Raw genomic sequence first — 20812 nt, 5'->3', positions numbered from 1 at the left:
ACGGCGGGTGCGCAGTTCGGCCTCGAGTTCGCGGAGACTCATCTTCGTCCAAGCCCGCTGATGCACGCAGACACCGCATTGCGCCGACTGATCCCGCTCGCCCTGACCGCCGGGCTGCTCTTCGTCGCGGCGCTCGCCTTCACGCGACTGCCCTGCTGGGCGCTGTTTCCGTTGCTGGTGCCGGTGGCTTGGCCGATCTGGGCCTACTGGTCGGGCAACGCCCTGTTCGCGCGCCGGCTCTGGCTGCACGGGGTCACGCGGGCGGACAGCCGGGTGCGGCGCTGGCTCATGCGCGGCTGGCTGGTGCAGGCGCTCACAGCGGTGCCCGCGCTCTTGTTTACCGCGCTGTTGCTGCCCATCGCGGCGCTGCTGGCGCCCGAGCACTGGTTGGTGCTGGCCCTGGACGTGCTGGCGTTGTCGCTCGTCATCGGCCCGTTGCAGCGCCACCTTGCGGTCGAGGTGCAGGCGGAGAAGGCCGGCTTCATCGCCCGCCGGTGGCCCCTGCTGTTGGGCAACCTGCTGTTCCTGGCCGCGGCCTTTCTGGTGGTGGACTTCGCCGTGATCGGCGGTCCGGACAGCCGCGGACAGTCTTGGCAGGCGGTGGCGGAATCGGCCTTCACCGGCACGGCGGGCGACGTCGTCTGTCCGGCGGCGGGCTGGGCGGTCGGGGCGCTGGCGGTGGTGCAGGCGCTGGCCTGGCACGCGTCACTGCTGGTGATCCCGTCGCTGCCGGAGCCGCTGCTGCGCCTCGGCGCCTGGCTTCTAATGCTGGCGCGCGCCGGGCTGTTCGGCTGGCTCGTCACCAGCATGCTGCTGGGCACGCTGGCGCTGGTGGAGCAGCGCCGGGCGGCGGGCGGCACCGGCGTCGAGGGCATCGGCTTCGGCACGATGTCGACGGCCTTCATCTATACCATTCTGCTGCTCGCCGCGCCCTACCTCTACGCGCTGCATAAGCTCCGGCACTTCGATGCGACCGCGCTGGAGCGCCAGGCGCGCCAGGTGGTGACCTGGACCAACCCCTGCCGCGCGGACCCGACCCTGGCGGCGCTCTCCGGTGCGCTGGACGAGCGGCTGCGGGTCGCCCGCGCCGAGGCGCTGAATGCCGCGGACGCGAGGATCGACGCGGCGCTCGACGCCTTCTTCGCGCGGGCGGAGCAGGGCGTCGATGCCTACCTGGACTGGTACTTCACCGTCATCGGTGAGTACCAGCGGCTCGCGGCCGCGGCCACCGGCGACTTCGGCGGGCTGATGGCGACGCAGCTCGATCAGCGGCTGTTCGCGGATGCCAACTTCGAGACCTGGCTGCAAGGCGTCTACGCCGATCTCGACACCGATGCCGGACGGCGCATCGAGCAGTCTGCGGAGGAGATCGGCTGGCAACTGCGCGGTGCCGCCGAGGCGAGCGACTGTGCCTTCGAGCTCTTCGTCGACCCCGGCGCCGCGAATGCGCAGGCAGATCTGCTCGACTTCGGCCGTGATGCCCGGCGCGCGGGCACCGCCGCCGCGGCCGGCGCCGCCGCGGGCGCCATCACCGCGAAGCTGCTCTCCAAGCAGGTGGCCGGTGCCGTGGCCGCCAAGCTCGCCACGAAGAAGAGCTTCCAGGCCGCCGTTGCCTTGGCCGGCAAGGCGGCGGCCAAGAAGGGCGGCTCGTCGCTCGCCTCCGCCCTGGGTGCGACGGCCCTCTGCGCACCGAGTGGGCCCTGGGCGGTGCTCTGCGGCATCGGTGCCGGCGCCGTCACCTGGCTGGCGGTGGACAAGGTGATGATCGAGGTCGACGAGGTGCGCTTCCGCGACGAGATGCATGCGGAGCTTCTGGCGATGCTGGCCGAGCAGCGCGAGCTGCTGGCGGCGGCCCTGCATGCCCGCCAGACCGCCGCGGTCGATGCCGGGCTAACGGCGCTGGCTGAGCGCCTCGGGCGGCGCTATGTGCCGGCGCGAGAGTGATGCGGCGCCACGAGTCAGCCGCGGGCCAGCAGGCGTTCTGCGGCCGCCCTCATGCGCTCGACGATGGCCAGAACTTCCGGCGCAGCGGCGTGGAGGCCGTTGAGTATGTCCGCAATGGCGTCAGGGTCTGGGTACTCGTGCCCGACTGCATTGCGCAGTGCGCGCTGGCGCTCCCAATCCGCGGTGCCGCCGACGATGCCCTGCTTCTGCATCAGCGCGTGCAGTTCCAGGAAGCTGCCGTCGGCCTTCGGCTCCAACTGCGCCCGAGCCAGCGCCCGCATGGCGGGAAAGAGCAAGTCTTGGCAGCGAGCATAGCGGATGGCATAGGCGTCGAGACGCTCTTGCGCCGGCTGAGGCAGTGCGGCGATGCTGCCCGCCGTAAGCGGGAACAGGTCCGAGACGCCCGCTTGTGTGGTGCGCAGCCGTTCGGCCGCCTGATGCAGGGCGCGCATGGTCTCGGCAAGCACGTCGGTGCGCGCCGTCATAGCCGCTGTCCTTCGGTCCTTGCCTGGCGCATGAATGCCGTGGGCGCGTCGCGGCGTACCAGCAGGTCCACGGGGCGCTCGAGTCGGCGCTCGAGCTCAGCGCGCAGCGCCTGGCGGGCGAGGAAGAGGTTATCCGGCAGCGGATCGGCTGGCTCGACGTACAAGTCGATGTCGCCGCCACGGGCGGCGTCGTCGAGCCGTGAGCCGAACAGCCATACGGCGCTGCCGGCGCCGAAATGAGCCTCGACGGCGTTTCGAATACAAGTGATGTCGTCGGTGGTGAGGCGCATGGCGGGGCTCGGCGGGAGTAGTCGAGCACATTGTGCCATGTCCTGCATTCGGTAGCGCTGTAGCGGATCTCGGACGTGCGCTTTGAACCTGGAAAGAGCGGCCGTAGCGGCGCTCATTCAGCAGGTGACATGCATCGTCTCGCGGACATCCAACAACCGCGAACATTTCGATGCGATGGCAAGCGATCAACTGCTCTTTAGGAACCAACCGCCGCTAACCAAAAGCGCCGGCACCCGTGCGGGTGCCGGCGCGGTCTCGGGTACCTGCGCTCGCGGGCATCGCGCCCGCGATGCATCAAGCGGCCTGCTTCATATCCAGCCCGAGCTTGGAGTAGGCGGCCTTCATGACCATGAAGACGCTGTAGCCGACGACCAGCACGATGAGGCCGAGCAGGTCGACGACGGAGAGATACTGCTTGAGGTCGGAGAGGAAGAAGCCGCCGATCAGCAGCAGCGACGCGAACGCGCCGTACATCGCATAGAACGGCATCATCGCGATGCCCATTTTTTCCAGATTCGGGTCGATCCGCTGGGGATTGCCGGCCGCTTCGGCCCGCTCGCGGGCAGCGATGACCTTTTTGCGGTGGTTCATCGCAAGGAAAATGAGCCAGACACCGATGAGCAGGCAGACGGCTCCGAGGTAGTAGCGCATGGTCAGCCTCCAATACGCGTGGCGGGGAAGAGGTCGCCTTACAGCCCGGCCCGTTGATCGGCCATGGCGAGGCGATCGCGCTCCTCCAGGGTTTCGAACAAGTCCAATACCCAAACCACCTTCTGCCCGAGGCCAGAGCGGCCGTTGGCATCGCACCCCGGCAGACCCGGTGCCGAGGCCGCGGCATCGATCAGGAAGCGGTTCTCCTCCAAAGGCTCCGCAGCGCAGTCGCGGCCGGGGAAAGGCGTCGCGGCAAGGGCCTGGCTCAGCAGGGCCATCTTGCGCGCGGCGGGCACCACGGCGCGCTGCGAGACGGAATCATAACCGTTGCGGGCCACCTCGTTGCCGATCTCGGCATACAGCAGCCGGGCGGCGTAGATACCCGGACGGCAGCCGACGGGGAGTTTGGCGATGCCGGTCTCGGCGCGCTCGTACAGGGCTTCGGCGAAGTCCAGCACCCGTTTGACCATGTCGCCCAGCGCCGGCGTGAAGCGTGGCTCTGCCAGGAAAGCGTCTGGGTCGATGCCGGCGTCGCGTAGCCACTCCAGCGGCAGGTAGATGCGCCCGTTGCGGGCGTCCTCGCCCACGTCGCGGCAGATGTTGGTGAGCTGCATCGCGCTGCCGAGGTCGCAGGCGCGTGCCAGCACGTTCGGCTCGCGCACGCCCATCAACGCCGTCATCATGGCACCGACCGCGGCGGCGACGCGGGCGGAGTAGTCCAGCACGCCGGACAGCGTCTCATAGGTGCGGCCGTCGGCGTCCCAGGCGAAGCCCTCCAGCAGCGCTTCCGGCAACTCGCGGGGCATGTGGAAGCGCTTCACGGCGCCGGCGAAGGCGCGGTCTACCGGGTGCGGGTCCGGGGTGCCGGCGTAGATGCGGTCGAGGCGCGCGTAGAGCTGCGCCAGCGCCACCGCCTGGTCGTCGGGGCAGTCGTCGATGGCGTCGTCGGCGATGCGGCAGAAGGCATACAGCGCCGAGGCCGGCTGGCGCACCGACTTGGGCAGGAAGAACGACGCCGCGTGGAACGACTTGGAGCCGTTGCTCAGCAGTTGTCGGCAGGCTGTCAGGTCCGCGGGGTTCGCGAAACAGCGCTCAATTTGCGAAAACATTAGCATCGGGCACCACCTTATCGAGGACACGGGCGGTGGAGATGACACCGGGCACGCCGGCGCCGGGGTGCGTCCCCGCGCCAACGAAGTATAGGTGCTCCACCTCCTCGCTCTTGTTATGTGGACGCAGCCAGGCGCTCTGCCACAGCACGGGCTCCAGGCTGAATGCGGCGCCCTTGTACGACAGCAGGCGCTCTTTGAAATCGATCGGGGTCGTCACCATCGACGTGGCCAGCTCGTCCTTGAGGCCGGGCAGCACGGTGCGGCCGAGATAATCTTCGATGGCCTGGCGATAGGGCTCGGCACGCTCGGCCCAGTCCGCGTCGCCGTCCAGGTGCGGCACCGGCGCCAAGGCGTAGAAGGTGTCGCAGCCCGCGGGGGCGACGCTCGGGTCCGTCGCCGTCGGCCGGTGCAGGTACAGGCTGAAGTCGTTCGCCAGGTGCTTGTTGTGGAAGATGTCGTCGAGCAGGCCCCGGTAGCGCGGCCCGAGCAGGATCGTGTGATGGTGCACGTCCGGGTACTGGCGCTTGGTGCCGAAGTACCAGACGAAGAGGCCGTTGGAGTAGCGCGACGCCTTGAGCCGCCAGTTAGGCCAGCGCCGGCGCTTGATGCTGGGCAGCAGGTGCTGGTGCGTCCAGGCGAAATCCGAGTTGGCGACGACGATGTCCGCGGGAATCAGCTCGCCGTCCTTCAGCCGCACGCCCGTCGCCCGCCGACCGCTGGTGGTGATCTCGGCCACCTCCGCATTGAAGCGGATGCTGCTGCCCTGGCCCTCGATGAGCTTCACCATGCCGTCCACTATGGCGCCCGTGCCGCCGATGGCCGAGTGCACGCCCCAGTGCCGCTCGAGATAGGAGATCAGCGCGTAGATGGAGCTGACCGAGAACGGGTTGCCGCCGATCAGCAGCGGATGGAACGACAGCGCCACCCGCAGCCGCTCGTCCTTCACGTACTTCGACACCAGACCGTAGACGCTGCGGTAGCTTTGCAGCTTGACCATCTGCGGCACGATGCGGGCCATGTCCGTCCAGTGCGTGAAGGGCACGTCGCCCAACTGCACGAAGCCCACGTCGAAGATCTTGTGGCTTTCTTCCAGGTAGCGCTCGTAGCCCGCGACATCCGCCGGCGACAACCGGGCGACCTCCGCTCGCATGGCCGCCTCATCACCGTTGGTGTCGAAGGTGGTGCCGTCGTCGAAGCGGATGCGGTAGAAGGGGTCCATGGGCCGCAGGTCGATGTCGTCGGCGAAGCGCCGCCCGCACATCTCCCACAGCTCTTCCAACAGGAACGGCGCGGTGATGATGGTCGGCCCCGCGTCGAACCTGAAGCCATCGCGCTCGTGCACGTAAGCGCGCCCGCCCGCCTTGTCCAGCTTCTCCAGCACCGTGACGCGATAGCCCCGGTACGCCAGCCGGATGGCCGCCGCCAGGCCGCCGAAGCCGCTGCCGATGACCACGGCATGCGGCCGGTTGCCGTTCGGGCCGCCGCTGGTTGTCGCAGTCGCTGCGGGCAAATTGGAGGGTACGCGCGGGGGAGCCGTCGTCACGTGTCAACCTGGCCTGATGTCAAGGATGTTTGACAGTATAGCAATGGCTCTGCGCGTCGCACCACTGCCGCAAGGGCGCGATCGGCTGAGGATTGTCCGGTGTCAAGGGTGGCGAGCGGCCGAGTTCGGCCGGATTGATGGGGCGTGCAGGCTACGCGACGGCCAAGCCGAGCAACCGTGGCTTGGCGAGTTCTGCCGCCGGTCCGCCTCGCAGGTTCCAGCGCGGCCAGCGGAACTGACAAAATACCGCAAACGCACACGTTCGGGGATGAGGACAGCGTGCTCACGTTGCTGCGCGAGCGCCGTTTCCTCGTCCTCGAGGGGCCTCCCGGCACGGGCAAGACACGCCTCGCGTGGCGCCTGGCGGATCGCATCGGCGCCGCCACACGTATCCAGTTCCACCCCGCTCGCACCTACGAGGACTTCGTCGTCGGCCTCTTCCCGCGCCCGATCGCTACGGGCCCGGCTTTCGAAGTGCGGCCAGGGGACCTCCTCAGGGCCAACCAGGCGGCGACCGACCGCGAGCACGTCCTAGTCATCGACGAAATCAACCGCGCAGACCTCGGCCGGGTGCTCGGCGAGGCGATTCTGCTGTTCGAGTCTGGCGAGGAGCACCGGGAGGTCAGGCTGCCGCACACGCCGGAGGGCTACCCATCGCGGCTGACGTTGCACCCAAACCTGCGGGTCGTCGCAACGCGGAACACCGCAGATCGCTCCATCGCGCGCATGGACCTGGCAATCCGCCGGCGCTTTGCCTTTTTGGACGTCTGGCCGCGGCTCGATCGCGATCAGGGCAGGCATCGACTCCCGTCATGGCCTTCGCGTGCGGCTGACGCCGGGGCCGCGCATTGGTGCCGTGCCGCTCCTGTCTCCGACGACGCGGCGCGTCGTCGCGGGATTCATGGTTGCGCCGCGCTTCCATTGGCCCGCGCTCGGCGCGGTGCTGAGCGACATCGCCTTCGCGCTGGAACCGAGCATTGGCGGCGCGCTCATGGTGCCGGGGTCGGCCCGCTCGGTGCCCACCTGGTTGCTGGCGGCCCCGGTACTTACGCGGCTGGAGGCACTGCTCCGACATCGCAAGCGCGGGTTCGTCGAACATCATTGCTGGAGACGCCGCCGGCACTCCTTGGTTCCAACGGAGACGACGACATGACCTATCCCGACCTTGATCGCATCACCGTCGATCCTGCGAAGATGGGTGGCAAGCCCTGCATCCGCGGGATTCGCATCACGGTGGGCGCCATCACCGGCTTGCTTGCGTCCGGCGAGCGCATCGAGAGCGTGCTGGAGCACTACCCGGATCTGGAGCGGGAGGATATCTACGCGGCGCTGGCTTACGCGAGCTGGCGCGCGGAGGAGTACGACTTGCCGCTGAAAGCCGGATGAAGCTGCTGTTGGACATGAATATGCCCGGCGCGTGGACGGACGTCCTGCGTGCTGCTGGGCATGCCGCCGTGCGCTGGCGGACGATCGGTGACATTCGCGCCGAGGATCACGAAATCATGTCTTGGGCGCGGGAGCATGGGTACATCGTCCGGACCCATGACCTGGACTTCGGTGCCCTGCTCTATCTCACCGAGGCAACCGCGCCAAGCGTGGTCCAACTTCGGGCCGAGCATATCCTGCCGCAACACTTGGGTGACGCCGTATTGGAGGCGCTCCACACGGCCGCCGAGCCCTTGGCCGACGGTGCGTTGCTGGTGATCGACCCGAGGCGCCACCGCATCCGACTGCTGCCGCCGCGCCGGTGATGCCCTAGCACCGGCAACGGCGGGCGCTCACCCACCCCGCCACCGGATTTCCACCAAGGGCACCTCCCAGGCGTCGCAGCGCAGCCTGGCGGCGTAGTCGGGCTCGGTTTGGGCGCGGTCGCGGCGGAGCAGTGCCAGGATGTGGATGGCCTCGATGCGGTCGGCGCGTGGGAGCCATGTGGCGGCGGCGCGCTTGGAGAGGCGGGCGATGGGGTGGCCTTCGGGGGTGGTGAGGAGGAGTTGGCCGGCTTCGGTTTGTGTGGGGCTGCCGTCGGTGGCTTGGCTTCCGGTTGGCCGGCGGGACGCCGGCACTCCGGCAGGCCGGCAGGATGCCGGCGCTCCCAGGGGGCGCCAGGCGAGGGCGTCGCCGGCTTGCACGGCGGCGAGGTGGCGGTGGATGGGGGCGTCAGGCGGTTGGCGGCCGGCGTAGCCGAGGTCGAGGTCGGCGGGCGTGAGCTGGGCGTAGCGCCGGGCGATGACCTCCGCCGGCGGCGGCTCGATGACCGGCTGCTCGTGCAGCAGCCAGTCGCCTTGCAGCAGCGGCAGATGGGGGTGACCGCCGCCGGCGATTTCCAGCAGGGTCAGGGTCTCCCGCGCGCGGGTCATGCCGACGTAGAAGGTGCGGCGTTCGTCCTCCTGCCGGTCGCGGCCTGAATCATCAAGGCCCGCTTCATCTCGGGCCGGCCCGTCCGCGCCGGCACCTCGCCAGACGCCTCCGTTCCGACTCCAGCCGCCATCGGCGATGAGGACGTGCGGGAACTCCAGGCCCTTGGCGGCGTGCAGGGTGGCGAGCAGCGCGCCGTCGCCGATGTCGCGCTCGCGGCGCTGCTCGGCGAGGGACTCCCAGCAGAACTCGGCGATCTCGGTGGCCGGGACGGCGAGGGCGGCCGGTGCATCGGCATCCGTGTCATCGCCGGGGTTGCCGCCCAGCTCGACGCGCCATGCTTGGATGAGGCCGGCGAGCAGATCGCGCCAGGGGCTCGGGTGCACGGGCAGCAGGCCGGCCAGCTCATCCATGCGCACCGGCTCGCGCCCGCGCGCCTTCAGCGCGGCGAGAAAGGCGTGGATCTCGCGGATGCGATGCAGTGGCGGCAGGTCGCCGCTCCAGCGCATCGGGATGCCGGCGTGCTCGCACAGCGCGCGCACCGGCTCCAGCACGGCATGGCCCCGGGCGAGCACGGCAAAGTCCCGCCAACTGCCGCCGCCGAGCTGCCGCAACGCCTGCATCCGCTGCACGATGGCCGCCGCCTGGCAGGGCGCATCGGCCACCCGCGGCACCAGCACCCGGCCGCGCGTGTGCGGGTCGAGCCGCTCCCAACGCCCGCCGGCCGGCTGCCGGGCGCGGGCGCGGTCGATGCGGATGGGCTGCTCGGTCTTCATGCGCGCGCGGTTGTGGCCGATCAGCGCGTTGGCGGCAGCGATGACGTGCCCGCTGCTGCGGTAGTTCTCCACCAGGTAGTGCAGCTCGGCGTCGTAGTCCTGCTGGAAGCGACGGATGTACGCGACACTGGCGCCGCGGAAGGCGTAGATGTTCTGGTCGTCGTCGCCGACGGCCAGCAGCGTCAGGCGGGCGGCGTCGCCGTTCTGCGCCAGGGTGCGACCGGCGATGGCGCTTACCAGCCGATACTGCTCGGCGTCGATGTCCTGGTACTCGTCCACCAGGATGTGCCGGTAGCCCGCGAGCAGGCGTTCGCGGACGGTGTCCGGCTCGATGCCCGGCAGCTCCTGCTCGCCTTCGAGCAGGGCGACGGCTTCCTTCAGAACGCCGTCGAAGTCGAGGGGCTTGTCGGCGGCACCTGCCATGCGCTCGGCATAGGAGTGTCCCGTCAGCCGCATCGCAAAGCCATGGTAGGTCTGCACCGTCACGTGCCGCGCATCTTCGCCCACCAGGTCCGCGAGTCGCCGGCGCAGCTCCAGCGCGGCGGAGCGGTTGAAGCAGAGCACCAGAATCCGGTGCGCCGGCACCCGCAGCACCCGCAGCAGATAGGCGCAGCGGTGCACGACGACCCGCGTCTTGCCGGAGCCCGGGCCCGCCAGCACCAGCCGGTTGCCGTCCTCGGCGGCGGCGACGATCTCGGTCTGCGCCGGGTTGCGGAGCGCATCGACGATGCGCGCGAAGGACTCGGCGGTGGTGGCGCGGGTCAGCATGTCGCGCATGTCGCCGAAGAAGCGGCGGACGAATTCTTCTTTGCCCAGCGTGAAGTAGCCGGCCACCAGCGCCAGCGCCTGGCGGATCTTTTCGGCGCCGAGTTGGGCGTAGCGGTCCATGACGTGGATCTGGAACACCCGCTCGCCGTAGTGCTGCGCCAGCGGCTGGTACTGCGCCTTGGTGTAGCGCCGGCCCTTGGCCTCCGGCAGTACGCGCACGGTCATGGCCGAGCGGAACACGGCAAGGCCATGGTGCAGGATGATGGCGCCGTGCTCGTGCAGGAACATGAGCCCGCGGTCCACGGCCGCCAGCGGGTCCTGCACCTGACCGGCGAGGACCAGGTCCGTGCCGATGGCGCGGGTCAGCTCGTCAGTGCCGAAGTGCACCAGCAGGTCCGCGCCGGCGGCGGCATCGGTGGACAGCTTGGCGAGCAGGGTCTTCAGCACCAACTGCGCGACGGCGCGACGGCGCTCGGCGGTGCGCGCGAGGGTCCGCCAGTCGCGGTGCAGCCGCACGCGGTAGTGGTCGCGGTCGAGCTGTTTCAGATCGAGGCTGCCGCGGGCGCCGGCGAGGCCGCGGCCGTCCAGCGACAGGCCCTTCAGCAGGGCGCGCAGGGTCTCGGGATTGCTGTCGGTGTGTCCTGCATCCAGCAAGTGCTGGTTCAGGCGGCGCAGCGACAGCGGCAGCCACTCGCCGGTCTCGACGTCCGGCGCCACCTCGCGCAGGGCGTCCAGCATGGCCAACTCCAGCGTCGTGACCCGCTCCAGGATGCGCTGGGAGCTGTCGCGGATCTTGTGCCGGACGAAGGCGGTGAGCTGCGGGCCTTCCCGCAGCAGCCCGGCGTTGGCCATGTCGTGCAGGGTGCGCAGCACCCGCTGCGCCGGCGTCTGGCCCTTGTCCCAGGCGGCGCCGGGCTGCTCCCGGCAGGCCGGGAGCACGGCCAGGTCGTCGGCGGTGAGGGACTCGTCCGGCTCGGTATTCAGCAGCACCTCCAGGATCGCGAGCCAGCGCGAGCGCTGCGCGGCGGAGAGCCCGAGACCGGCAATCTTCCGCTCCGCGGTGGCCAGGTCCGCCACTGCCGGGCGGCCCTGGAAGACGCCGGTGCGGTTCTCGTCGCGCTGCACCAGGCCGGCGCGCTCGAGCCAGGAGATGGCGATGCGCACGCGCGTGTCGGCGTCGCGCGCCTCGGGGTCGAAGCCGAGGCGCAGGTCCTCGTCGCGTAGCAGCTCGCCGCTGGTGACGACCACCTGGCCGTCCTTGTCGTGCTTGGCCCGTCTCAAGCCGCGCAGGATCTCGGCGATGTCCCGCTGCGTGAGCTGCGACATCGCCTCCATGCCGAACTGGGCCTCGATGTCCTGCTGGTCGTAGAGCAGCACGCAGAGCGCCGGCGCGCGGTCGCGGCCGGCGCGGCCCGCCTCCTGGATGTAGTTCTCCAGCGACGCCGGGATGTCCGCGTGGATCACGAGGCGCACGTCCTCCTTGTCGACGCCCATGCCGAAGGCGTTGGTCGCGCAGATGACGGTGATATCGCCGGCGACGAAGGCATCCTGGACGCGCTTCTTGTCGGGGGCGTCCAGCCCGGCGTGGAAGTGCTCGGCCGCCCAGCCCTCGCGTTGCAGCCGGTCTGCCAGCTCCTCGGTGCGCAGGCGCCGCGCTGCGTAGACGATGGCGGCGCCGGTGGGCTGGGCAGGGCCGCCGAGGTGCTCGGTGAGGATGGCGTGGATGCGCGCGTCCTTCTCGTGCTTGCCGGCGAGCTGCACCTCGAAGGCGAGATTGTCGCGCTCCACGCCGCCCTCGAACAGCGTCAGCCCCAGGCCGGCCTCGTCGCGGAAGTGGGCGAGGATCTCCGCGGTGACGTCCTGCTTCGCCGTCGCCGTGAAGCAGGTAATCGGCGGGATGGGCAGCCGCTGGCGCTCGGCCAGGGTGCGGATGAAGCGGCTGGCGTACAGATAGTCCGGGCGGAAGTCGTGGCCCCACTTGGACAGGCAATGCGCCTCGTCGAACACCCAGCAGCCGATCTCGCGGCTCGCCAGCGTGTCCGCCACCGAGCGGTTGCGCAGCTGCTCCGGCGACAGGTACAGGATGGCGACGTCGCCGAGGCGCACTCGCTCCATCACGTCGCCGCGCTCCGGCGGCGTGAGCAGGCCGTAAAGGGCCGCCGCGTTGGTGGCGCCGGTCTTGCGTACCAGGTTGTCCACCTGGTCCTTCATGAGCGCTTGCAGCGGTGAGATGACTACCGTCAGCGTGCCGCGGCGGAGATAGCGCACCAGCGCCGGCAACTGGAAGCACAGAGACTTGCCGCCGCCTGTGGGCAGGATGGCCAAGAGCGGCCGGCCGGCGATGCCGTCGCCGACCACGGCCTGTTGCAGGCTTGCACCGTCCGCCGTGGCGGGCAGCGGCCGAAAGCCGTCGAAGCCGAACCAGCGCCCGAGCTGCACCGCCGGGTCATGCGCGTCCCGGCACCAGGCACAGTCCGGCTCGCCGCAGGGCACCTCGCGCAGGGCATCCAGGAGCCGCGTGGTGGCCGGAAAGCGCCGCCGCACCCAGGGCGGCAGCACCGAGTTGCCGCCGGCCACCTGGAGCCAGGCGGCGGCGTAGGCCAGCGGTGGGCGCAGGTCCGGGTCCGTGAGATGCGCCAGGATCAGCCGCGGTGCCGCCGTGGTGCAGGCGCGCCCCTGCCAGTGCGCGAGCAGGGTGTCGCGCACCTGCTGGACGCTCGGCAATTGGGGCGCCAGCAGCCGGAACACCGCCGCGATGCCGTCACCGCCGGTGGCGTTGCCGTCCAGCAGCGTCGCACCCTGGAAGCAGAAGCGGTAGACGGCGATCAGGTCCGCCTCGTTGGCATCGCCGGCCGCCGCGGCGCGCCGGGCGAGTTCGTCGAACTGCTCGCGCAGCACCCGCTCGGCGAGCCGGCAGTCCGCCACCGGGTCGGCGACGCTGTCGCGCACCAGCTTGTAGTCCTTCACCAGCCGGTGATACGGGTTCTGCGGGAAGGCGAGCGGCGAGAGGTACAGGGTGTCGACGATGGGCCGGCGCAGCAGCGTCAGCGCCGGTGCCAGCGCGCGCAGGGTCGGCAGGTCGTGGCCCAGCAGGTTGTGGCCGATGACGGTGCGGGCGTCGGCGGCAAAGGCGGTCAGCTCATCCAGCGCCAGGGCAAGGTTGAAGCGGCCCTCGCGGCGAAACTCCCGACCACCACGCAGCGCGCCGATCTTGTGCACCGCGCCGTCGGCGCCCGTTTCCAGGTCGAGCAGCAGCGCCCGGTCGAGCAGCCCCCGGTCAAGCAGAGTAGCGCTCTGGGCATCGGTCTTGCACTCGGCGGGTGCCATGGCCGAATCATAGGCCGCCGCAGCGTGTATTGTCCGCTAGAGTTCGGCGCGACGCCCGTGGGAGCGGCAGCCCCGGCGCGATCAGCCCCGCCAGAGATTGCGCCCTGAGGTCAGCCCAGAGCGGCACCGCGTCGCGCCGGGGACGGCGCTCTCAGTGCTTGGGCTCCGGCTGCTTCACCAGGCGCGCTGGCACCGTGGGAGCGCCACTGCCGCTTGTGGCGCGACGGGGCGGCGTGGCTGGCTGGCGTTTGGCGGTTACTTCGGGCGTGGGGAGCTGCCTTGCCGCCGGTCGCGGCACCGAGCGTGCCGCTCCCACAAGCGCTGTTCCCACAGGAACTGCTCCCAGGAGGGCTGCGCCAGGCGCGCGGGCACCGTGGGAGCGCCACTGCCTTTTGTGGCGCGACGGCGGCCGCGCGAATGCCTGCCGCTTGGCGCTTACTCGAGGCGTGGCGTGCTGCCTTGCCGCCGGTTTTTTCACGTCGTCTCAGCCGCCCAGCGTCTCCACCGCAAACCCCACCACGCAACGCCGCTCGCGGCTGAATTCGACGCCGATCAGGTGGATCGGCTCGCCGCCGCCGCGGTAGCGCTCTGCATAGCCGCGCTCCTTCAGCTGCGCGAGCGCACCGCCATCCGGCGCCAGCTCCACCACCTTGAATTCGAACAGATACACCTGGTCGTTGAAGCGCAGGGCCATGTCCAGGCGGCCGGCGTTGCTGATTTCCTCCGGCGTCAGGTCCAGCCCGAGGCTCGCGACATACGCATAGAAGACGCTGGCGTAATAGCCCTCGTAACGCGCGATGGGGTTGTTGCGGTACCAGTCGTGCGGAATGCTGGCGAAGAAGGCCGTGAACAGCGCGTCCAGGCCGGCAAAATCGTTGGCCAGCAGCAAATCATAGAGCCGCCCGGTCTGCATCGGGATCTCGGCGGCGCCGCCACCGAGGCGGTCGAGCAGTGCGCCGTTCAGCGCGGCGCGCACTTCCAGGTTCGGATAGCGCAGCCGGTACTGGATGAAGGCGCCCACGCGCCGCACGGCGTCGATGGTGAGGTAGCCGGCCTGGAACAGCAGCGCCTCGGTCGCGATCCGATCCACGTCGAAGGCGGAGAGTAGTTGCTCGTTGGTGACCAGGTGCTCCAGGCGCGGCAGATACGTATGACGCTCGGTGAGGAAGTCCACCAGGAAGGTCGGCGTGGCCGTTTCGAACCACCAGGGTCGGAAGTCCCGTTCTTTGAACAGCAGCAACACATCGAAGGGGTTGTAGACCGCCTCGCCGGTCCAGCTATAGCCGTTGTACCAGGCGCGCATCTGGTCGCGGTCGAGCCCGTCCAACTCCGGCGCGAAGACACGCTCCAGATCTGCCTCGGTGTAGCCGCACAGCGCTGAGTATTCCGCCGAGACCCTGATGTCGCGCAGGTTATTCAGCCCCGAGAATAGGCTGACCTTGCTCAACTTGGATACGCCGGTCAGGAAAGCGAAGCCTAAGCTGCGCGGCCATGAGCGTGCCGAATGCTGCCATCCATCCCGCAGCGTCGCGTCAGCCGGCGCCGGCGAGCCGCACGCTCGCGCAGTTGCTGACGGCGGCGCGGTCGTCGAGACCTTGCAGGAGCGCCGGCATCTTGCCGGCTTCTGGGAAGGGCGGCTTCCAGCCGCCGATGTGGGATTGGGGGGCAGGGTGGGGTTGGTGTGGGCAGTTTCGTGCTATCGACGAATCTGGATGACCGCGTGAATGATTGCCGGCGTGCGCTTTGGCTCAATGGCAGTGACTCCGGGCCGGGGGCGAGACGCCGGCGGTCCCAGTTGCCGGCGAGAGGCCGGCGGTCCCAGTTGCCGGCGAGAGGCCGGCGGTCCCGGTTGCCGGCAAGATGCCGGCGCTCCCGGGGGGTTAGTAGTGCCGCGGTGTGTAGACCCAACACCCGCCGTCGGGTCGCTCGATGCGCTTGGTGCGTGACGAGCCGACGATGACGACGGTGCGCATGTCCACCTGATCTGGGTCGAGATCGGCGAGGGTGGTGACGGTGAGTTGCTCGCCGGGGCGGGCGATGTCGCGGCCGAGCACGACGATGGTCTCGGGTGCGCGGCGGCCGCGGATCAGCGCGACGGCGCGGCGGAACTGTTCCGGGCGCGCCTTGGAGCGGGGGTTGTACAGGGCCAGCACCAGGTCCGCCTCGCACATCAGCGCGAGACGGAGCTCGATCTCGGCCCAGGGCTTCAGGTTGTCGGACAGCGACAGGACGCAGAAGTCGTGGCCCAGCGGCGCGCCGGCGAGTGCGGAGGCGGCCTGCGCGGCGGTGACGCCGGGCAGCACGCTGAGCTGTACCTGGTGCCAGGCGGGGTCCTCGGGGTGGTCCAGGGCCTCCATCACCGCGGCGGCCATGGCGAAGACGCCCGGGTCGCCCGAGGAGACCATCACCACCCGGGCGCCGGTGGCGGCGAGGTCGAAGGCGTGGCGGGCGCGGTCCAGCTCCATGCGGTTGTCTGAGGCGTGCACACGCTGCTCGGGCGCAAACGGGCCGGCGAGGTCGATGTAGGTGCGGTAGCCGATGATGTCGGTGGCGGCGTCGAGGGCCTCGGTGACCGCCGGTGTCCGCAATGCCGGATCGCCGGGGCCGAGACCGACGACGGTGAGGCTGCCCCGGCTGGCCGCCGGCATGTCCGCGCTCATGCGCCCTGCCACCGCGCGCCCGGCAGCAGCACCATGGAGAAGTAGGGCACCGATGCCGGGTCGATGTCCGCCAGCGCGCGGATGCGCTGGTCCTGCATGGTGGCCCGCTCCACGTAATGCGCGCGGTCCGCCAGCCCGAGCCGGGTCAGCACCCGGCGCACCTTTTCGAAGTTGCTGCCGAGCTTCATGATGGCGGCGGCGTCCGCATCGCGGAGCCTGCGCTCCAGCTCCGCCTCCGGCAGCGTGCCCGCCAGCACCAGCATGGTCTGGTCGCGGTACACCAGCGGCGTGCCCAGTGCCGCCGCGCTGGCCAGCACGGAGCAGACGCCGGGGACGATCTCCGCCCGGAAGCGCCCGGCGAGGCGGTCGTGCAGGTACATGAAGGAGCCATAGAAGAACGGGTCCCCCTCGCATAGGGTCACGACGTCGCGGCCGGCGCCGAGGTGCGCGGCAATGCGCTCGGCGGAGGCGTCGTAGAAGGCGCGCATGACGCCCTCGTAGTCGAAGGGTGGCGGCGGGATGCGGCCGGTGACCGGGTACACCAGCGGCAACAGGATCTGTTCCTCGCGCAGGAAGTCCTGCACCGTGGTGAAGGCGTTGCCGCGCTTCTTGGGCCCGGCGTAGTAGGCCACCACCGGCGCCGCACGCAGCAGCCGCAGCGCCTTCAGCGTCAGCAGCTCCGGGTCGCCGGGGCCGACGCCGATGCCGACGAGGCGGCCGACGGCCTGTTCCGGGGTGTGGTCTTTGCCGGCTTGGTCGCCGGCTTGATCGCCGGTCAGGCCGACGGGCAAGTGGACGAGCCGGGCACCCGGGCGGGAGTCGAACGGGCTCATGCTGTGCGATGCCCCGCGCCCGGCTGGTGGGAGGGGTCGAGCCCCAGCGCGTTCACCGCCGCCGCGGCCATGGCGCTGCCGCCGCGGCGGCCACGCAAGGTCAGATAAGGCACGCCGCGGCTGTCCTCGGCGAGCGCCGCCTTGCTCTCCGCCGCGCCGACGAAGCCTACCGGGAAGCCCAGGATCAGCGCTGGCCGCGGTGCGCCGTCGTCGAGCATTTCCAGCAGTCGGAACAGTGCCGTCGGCGCGTTGCCGATGACCACGACGGCGCCGGGCAGGTGCTCCCGCCACAGCTCCAGCGCGGCGGCGGTGCGGGTGTTGCCGAGGTGCTTCGCGAGGTCCGGCACCCGCGGGTCCTGCAAGGTGCAGATGACGGCGTTGTCTGCCGGCAGCCGCGCGCGGGTGATGCCCTCGGCGGACATGCGCCCGTCGCAGAGGATCGGCGCGCCGCGTTGCAGGGCCGCCCGGCCGGCGTCGCCCGCGCCGGCGGAGAACAGGAGATCATCGATGACGTCGGGCATGCCGCAGGCATGGGCCACGCGCACGGCGAGCGGCTCCAGGTCCGGCGGAATGCGGGAGAGATCAGCCTCCGCGCGAATGATGGCGAAGGACTCGCGGTAGATGGCGTGGGCGTCGCGGTTGTATGGCAGCATCTGCGCTGGTCCGGGCGGCCTGTCTGGTCCGGGGACGGCCTGGCCCTGCCCCGTTCGCGAAAACTTCTAATGTTACCGTTTGCCGCCGGCGACCACCAGCAACCCGGCGTACCCGGACACGAAGCCATGTCAATGAACCCGCAATCAGCTCCACGTTTGTCCACCACGGCCGATCCGCGACCCGATCCCCAGGACCCCCAATCCACTGATCCGCGCTGGCTCACCATCGTCGGCATCGGTGAGGACGGTCTCGCCGGGCTCGGCGACGCGGGGCAGCGGGCGCTCGCCGCCGCCGCGGTGGTCTTCGGCGCCAAGCGCCACCTGGCCCTGCTGCCGGCGTGGCTCGAGGGTCAGTGCGAGCAGCAGCGGCGCGAGTCCTGGCCGCAGCCCTTCGATGTCGCCTTCGAGCGCGTCCTGGCGCTGCGTGGCACCACCGTCTGTGTGCTGGCGAGCGGTGACCCCATGTGGTTCGGCGCCGGCGCCAAGCTCGCGGAACGCCTGCCGCCGGGCGAGTATCGGGTGCTGCCGGCGGTGTCCTCGGCGGCGCTGGCGGCTGCCAGGCTCGGCTGGGCCTTGCAGGACGTGCGGGTGCTGCGGCCGGTGGCGCCCGACCGGCTGCTCGGGTTGGCGCGGGTGCGCCTGCATCTCGGCGACGGCGTTAGGCTCATCGTGCTGTCGGCGGACCGGGAGACGCCGGGTCTGCTGGCGGCGCTGCTGCGCGGCGACGGCTACGGCGCGAGCCGGATGACGGTCTTCGAGCGTCTCGGTGGCCCGGCAGAGCGGTGCATCGAGGCCAGCGCGGACGCCTGGCCGGAGATCGACATCGACCCGCTCAACCTCGTCGCCGTCCACTGCCATGCCGTGGCAGGGGCGTCGGGGGCGCCGGCCCGGGCGCGCCGCAGCGCGCTGCCGGACGACGCCTTCATTCACGACGGCCAGCTCACCAAGCGCGACGTGCGTGCGGTGACGCTGAGCCGCCTCGCGCCGCGGCCGGGCGAGCTGCTATGGGACGTGGGCGCCGGCTGTGGCAGCATCGGCATCGAATGGATGCGCGCGGACGACGGCTGCCGCGCCATCGCCATCGAGCCCGACGCCGCCCGCCGCGGGATGATCACGCAAAATGCCGCGGCGCTGGGCGTGCCGGATCTGGAGGTCGTCGCCGGCCGGGCACCGGCCGCCCTGGCCGATCTGCCGGCGCCGAACGCCGTCTTCATCGGCGGCGGGCTGACGACGGACGGCGTCGCCGAGCGCTGCTGGGCGGCGCTGCGCCCGGGCGGGCGGCTGGTCGCCAACGCCGTAACGCTGCAAAGCGAGACGGCGCTGGTGGCGCTGCGGGCGCGGATCGGCGGCGAGCTGAGCCGTATCCAGGTGGCCGACGCGGCGCCCCTGGGCCGCTTCGATGCCTGGCGGCCGGCGCTGCCCATCACCGTGCTGGTCGCACAGAAGCCTTGGGCGTGACGCGCCGGTCGGGCAGCCCGCCGTGGGAGCGCCGTCCCCGGCGCGATAACGATGGCCGGCAATCGCGGCGCGGACGCCGCTCCCACGGGCAGCGCCGGGGCGGTACGCCGTGGGAGCGCCGTCCCCGGCGCGATACGGGGCCGGCAATCGCGGCGCGGACGCCGCTCCCACGGTGCCGTTCGCTACTTCGGCTGCGCCGGGAACTTCCACACCACCGGCCCCACCTGCACCAGGTCGCGGCCGGGGTCGCCGGGCTTCTTGCCGTAGCGCAGGAGCTCCATGACGTCGGAGCTGACGCGCGGGTTGGTGGTGAAGTAGGAGTGGCCGAAGGCGTCGGTGCGCTTCCCCTCGTAGACGATCAGGTCCATGTTGCCGAGCTTGGCAAGGTAGTTCTGCGTGTCGAAGCTGATGTCCTCCGCGCGCAGGTTGCCGACGCGCTGGTTGCTGCGGAACAGGATGCGGGAGACCAGCAGCGCGCGGTCACTGGGCGATGAGTAGACGGTAAAGCGGCCATTGATGGAGCGCGGCAGCCGCCCGCTGGGCCACACCGAGATCAGGTCCGGGTCGGACGCATAGGCGGTGATCTCCTGGGAGCCCACGTCGACGTCGATGTCGGGCGAGAAGAAGACGACATTGTCGATCTTGAGCACGTCCGCGGGTTCCTTGCCGGCGGCGACGGCCTCGGTGAACAGTTGCCGCACCGCGTTCAGCATCAGTGCCGTGCCGCGGCTGTGCGCGAGCAACTGCACGTGCTCCACGCCCGGTGTTGTCGCCAGGGCGCGGATCGTTTTCTTGAGGTGATTGACTGCGTAGTCGGCGGACTCCGTGGTGTTGGTATAGGAGATCAGGAAGTTGCCGGTGGACGACGCCGGCCAGGTGAAGAAGGCGCACACGGGCTCGCGGCCGAGGAAGTGGCACAGGTCCGCCGCGGTGTAGGCCGCGGTGGTGAAGGTCTCGTTGAAGCCGTGCACGTAGAGCATGACCTCCTTGCGCGGCGAGTGCGCGAGGCGCCGCTGCACCTCTCGCTGGAGCTGACGGCGCGCGGCGGTGTGCCGCGCGAGCACGCCCTGGTCACGGAAGACGTAGCCCTGCGCTCCCAGGCGGATCGCATAGGGCTCCTTCGGGAAGCTGCCCAGCTCCTCGACGCGACCGAGCGACAGCGGCAGGTCCCGGGTGCGCTTACCGAGGCGGCTCTCGCGCTCCAGCACCGGCCAGGGCACGTTGGTGCCGATCTTCACTCGCACGCTGCCGAAGATGAGGCGGCGCGAGCGGTCCTGGCCGTAGGGCAGGTCGCTCTCCGGGTCCGTCTGCCGGCCGCGGTCGGTGATGTAGAGCAGGTCCACGTCGGTGCTCGCGCTGCGCATTTTCGCCGGCAGCGTCAGCACCGGCTCGCCGCCCGGCTCCTGGTAGACCACTGGGGTCGGCATGAGCTGGCGCGGTTGGGTCGCGCAGCCGGCGAGCAGCAGGAGCGCGGCGAGGACCGCGATTGCCGGGCGTCGGTCGGGCATGGGCTTTGTCCCTTGCGGCTGGTGGGGGAAGGCCAGCGCCGCATTCTACGGCAGCGACGCCTGTAGCAAGATCGCTGCCCGGGCGCCAAGCGGTGAAAGCCCGAAGTCACAATACCGTCGAAATGTCCGCCGGGATCGGACTCCGCCGCTCGGCGGGCGGTGGATTCGGGTTAGCATGCCTGCCCACTGGGAAATTGTGAGGAAACTCCATTGCGGCTTTGTGCCAGGCGGCTGTTGTAGCGGCTCTTGTTGTAGCGGCTCTCGTGGGAGCGGCTCTTGTGAGATCGGCTTCCGTGGGAGCGGCACTCTTGGTGCCGCGACCGGCGGCAAGGCAGCACACCACGCGCCGGGGAACCGCCAAGCGCCGGGCAACCTATCAGCCGTCGTCGCGCCACAGAAGGCAGTGGCGCTCCCACGCCGGTCCGCCTGGCGCGGCCGTTATGGAAGG

14 protein-coding genes and 1 pseudogene are annotated in these 20812 nt (G+C 70.3%); 4 read left to right on the top strand and 11 right to left on the bottom strand.

From position 1 onward, the window contains the following. Positions 1-1944: hypothetical protein (locus tag LJE69_RS08585; RefSeq protein ID WP_296923915.1), on the top strand; the 1944-nt coding region annotated here is incomplete at its 5' end. A gap of 14 nt (positions 1945-1958) precedes the next feature. On the opposite strand, the gene LJE69_RS08580 is transcribed toward LJE69_RS08585, so the two are convergent. The 5 genes from LJE69_RS08580 to LJE69_RS08560 form a co-directional block, all read right to left on the bottom strand. Continuing rightward, entirely contained in the window at positions 1959-2429 is a 471-nt protein-coding gene (locus LJE69_RS08580; protein ID WP_296923913.1) for a hypothetical protein, read from the bottom strand. Continuing rightward, entirely contained in the window at positions 2426-2719 is a 294-nt protein-coding gene (locus tag LJE69_RS08575; RefSeq protein ID WP_296923911.1) for a nucleotidyltransferase family protein, read from the bottom strand. Before LJE69_RS08575 ends, LJE69_RS08580 begins: the two co-directional genes overlap by 4 nt. Before the next feature lie 295 nt (positions 2720-3014). Next, positions 3015-3371, bottom strand: a complete 357-nt coding sequence (locus LJE69_RS08570; RefSeq protein ID WP_296923909.1) for a hypothetical protein — start codon at positions 3369-3371, stop codon at positions 3015-3017. Between the two features lie 38 nt (positions 3372-3409). After that, positions 3410-4480, bottom strand: a complete 1071-nt coding sequence (locus LJE69_RS08565) for a phytoene/squalene synthase family protein (RefSeq protein ID WP_367114645.1) — start codon at positions 4478-4480, stop codon at positions 3410-3412. Then, entirely contained in the window at positions 4464-5993 is a 1530-nt protein-coding gene (locus LJE69_RS08560; RefSeq protein WP_296923905.1) for a phytoene desaturase, read from the bottom strand. The genes LJE69_RS08565 and LJE69_RS08560 overlap by 17 nt, the downstream gene beginning before the upstream one ends. A gap of 312 nt (positions 5994-6305) precedes the next feature. Here LJE69_RS08560 and LJE69_RS08555 point away from each other — a divergent pair, with 312 nt between their 5' ends. Both LJE69_RS08555 and LJE69_RS08550 read left to right on the top strand, forming a co-directional pair. After that, positions 6306-7412 (top strand): DUF433 domain-containing protein, encoded by a 1107-nt coding sequence (locus LJE69_RS08555; RefSeq protein ID WP_296923903.1) that lies wholly within the window; start codon positions 6306-6308, stop codon positions 7410-7412. Then, entirely contained in the window at positions 7409-7777 is a 369-nt protein-coding gene (locus LJE69_RS08550) for a DUF5615 family PIN-like protein (RefSeq protein WP_296923901.1), read from the top strand. The genes LJE69_RS08555 and LJE69_RS08550 overlap by 4 nt, the downstream gene beginning before the upstream one ends. A gap of 27 nt (positions 7778-7804) precedes the next feature. Here the strand turns inward: LJE69_RS08550 and LJE69_RS08545 are convergent, their stop codons facing one another. The 5 genes and pseudogenes from LJE69_RS08545 to LJE69_RS08525 all read right to left on the bottom strand — a co-directional run bounded on the left by LJE69_RS08545 (position 7805) and on the right by LJE69_RS08525 (position 17398). After that, positions 7805-13252 carry a RecQ family ATP-dependent DNA helicase gene (locus LJE69_RS08545; RefSeq protein WP_296923900.1) on the bottom strand — a complete coding sequence of 1816 codons (5448 nt, stop codon included), beginning with the start codon at positions 13250-13252 and terminating at the stop codon, positions 7805-7807. A gap of 484 nt (positions 13253-13736) precedes the next feature. Further along, positions 13737-14732: pseudogene (locus LJE69_RS08540) on the bottom strand (AAA family ATPase); the annotation flags it as partial. 400 nt (positions 14733-15132) lie between these two features. After that, a complete protein-coding gene (gene cobJ / locus LJE69_RS08535) occupies positions 15133-15912 on the bottom strand; it encodes a precorrin-3B C(17)-methyltransferase (protein ID WP_296923898.1) in 780 nt (259 codons plus the stop codon). Beyond that, positions 15909-16745: a precorrin-2 C(20)-methyltransferase gene (locus LJE69_RS08530; RefSeq protein ID WP_296923896.1), complete on the bottom strand. Its 837-nt coding sequence runs from the start codon at positions 16743-16745 to the stop codon at positions 15909-15911. Before LJE69_RS08530 ends, cobJ begins: the two co-directional genes overlap by 4 nt. Next, positions 16742-17398, bottom strand: a complete 657-nt coding sequence (locus tag LJE69_RS08525) for a precorrin-8X methylmutase (RefSeq protein WP_296923894.1) — start codon at positions 17396-17398, stop codon at positions 16742-16744. Before LJE69_RS08525 ends, LJE69_RS08530 begins: the two co-directional genes overlap by 4 nt. Before the next feature lie 132 nt (positions 17399-17530). On the opposite strand from LJE69_RS08525, the gene cbiE reads away from it, so the two are divergent. Continuing rightward, the gene (gene cbiE / locus LJE69_RS08520; RefSeq protein ID WP_296923892.1) at positions 17531-18856 is read left to right on the top strand and encodes a precorrin-6y C5,15-methyltransferase (decarboxylating) subunit CbiE; all 1326 of its coding nucleotides are present in this window, start codon (positions 17531-17533) and stop codon (positions 18854-18856) included. A 182-nt stretch (positions 18857-19038) separates the two neighbouring features. Here the strand turns inward: cbiE and LJE69_RS08515 are convergent, their stop codons facing one another. Next, complete coding sequence (locus LJE69_RS08515; RefSeq protein WP_296923890.1) at positions 19039-20364, bottom strand: alpha/beta hydrolase; 1326 nt, start codon at positions 20362-20364, stop codon at positions 19039-19041. Positions 20365-20812 lie beyond the last annotated feature (448 nt).

The sequence above is a fragment of the Thiohalocapsa sp. genome, assembly GCF_022340605.1.
GTDB lineage: Bacteria > Pseudomonadota > Gammaproteobacteria > Chromatiales > Chromatiaceae > Thiohalocapsa.
This window is presented reverse-complemented; position numbering and strand designations above follow the sequence as displayed.

Bases quoted from the DNA above. Each gene is read 5' to 3' on its own strand.
- cobJ (WP_296923898.1), bottom strand. From the start codon at position 15,912: ATGAGCGCGGACATGCCGGCGGCCAGCCGGGGCAGCCTCACCGTCGTC.
- LJE69_RS08580 (WP_296923913.1), bottom strand. From the start codon at position 2,429: ATGACGGCGCGCACCGACGTGCTTGCCGAGACCATGCGCGCCCTGCAT.
- LJE69_RS08530 (WP_296923896.1), bottom strand. From the start codon at position 16,745: ATGAGCCCGTTCGACTCCCGCCCGGGTGCCCGGCTCGTCCACTTGCCC.
- LJE69_RS08575 (WP_296923911.1), bottom strand. From the start codon at position 2,719: ATGCGCCTCACCACCGACGACATCACTTGTATTCGAAACGCCGTCGAG.
- LJE69_RS08570 (WP_296923909.1), bottom strand. From the start codon at position 3,371: ATGCGCTACTACCTCGGAGCCGTCTGCCTGCTCATCGGTGTCTGGCTC.
- LJE69_RS08565 (WP_367114645.1), bottom strand. From the start codon at position 4,480: ATGTTTTCGCAAATTGAGCGCTGTTTCGCGAACCCCGCGGACCTGACA.
- LJE69_RS08525 (WP_296923894.1), bottom strand. From the start codon at position 17,398: ATGCTGCCATACAACCGCGACGCCCACGCCATCTACCGCGAGTCCTTC.
- LJE69_RS08545 (WP_296923900.1), bottom strand. From the start codon at position 13,252: ATGGCACCCGCCGAGTGCAAGACCGATGCCCAGAGCGCTACTCTGCTT.
- LJE69_RS08550 (WP_296923901.1), top strand. From the start codon at position 7,409: ATGAAGCTGCTGTTGGACATGAATATGCCCGGCGCGTGGACGGACGTC.
- cbiE (WP_296923892.1), top strand. From the start codon at position 17,531: ATGAACCCGCAATCAGCTCCACGTTTGTCCACCACGGCCGATCCGCGA.
- LJE69_RS08515 (WP_296923890.1), bottom strand. From the start codon at position 20,364: ATGCCCGACCGACGCCCGGCAATCGCGGTCCTCGCCGCGCTCCTGCTG.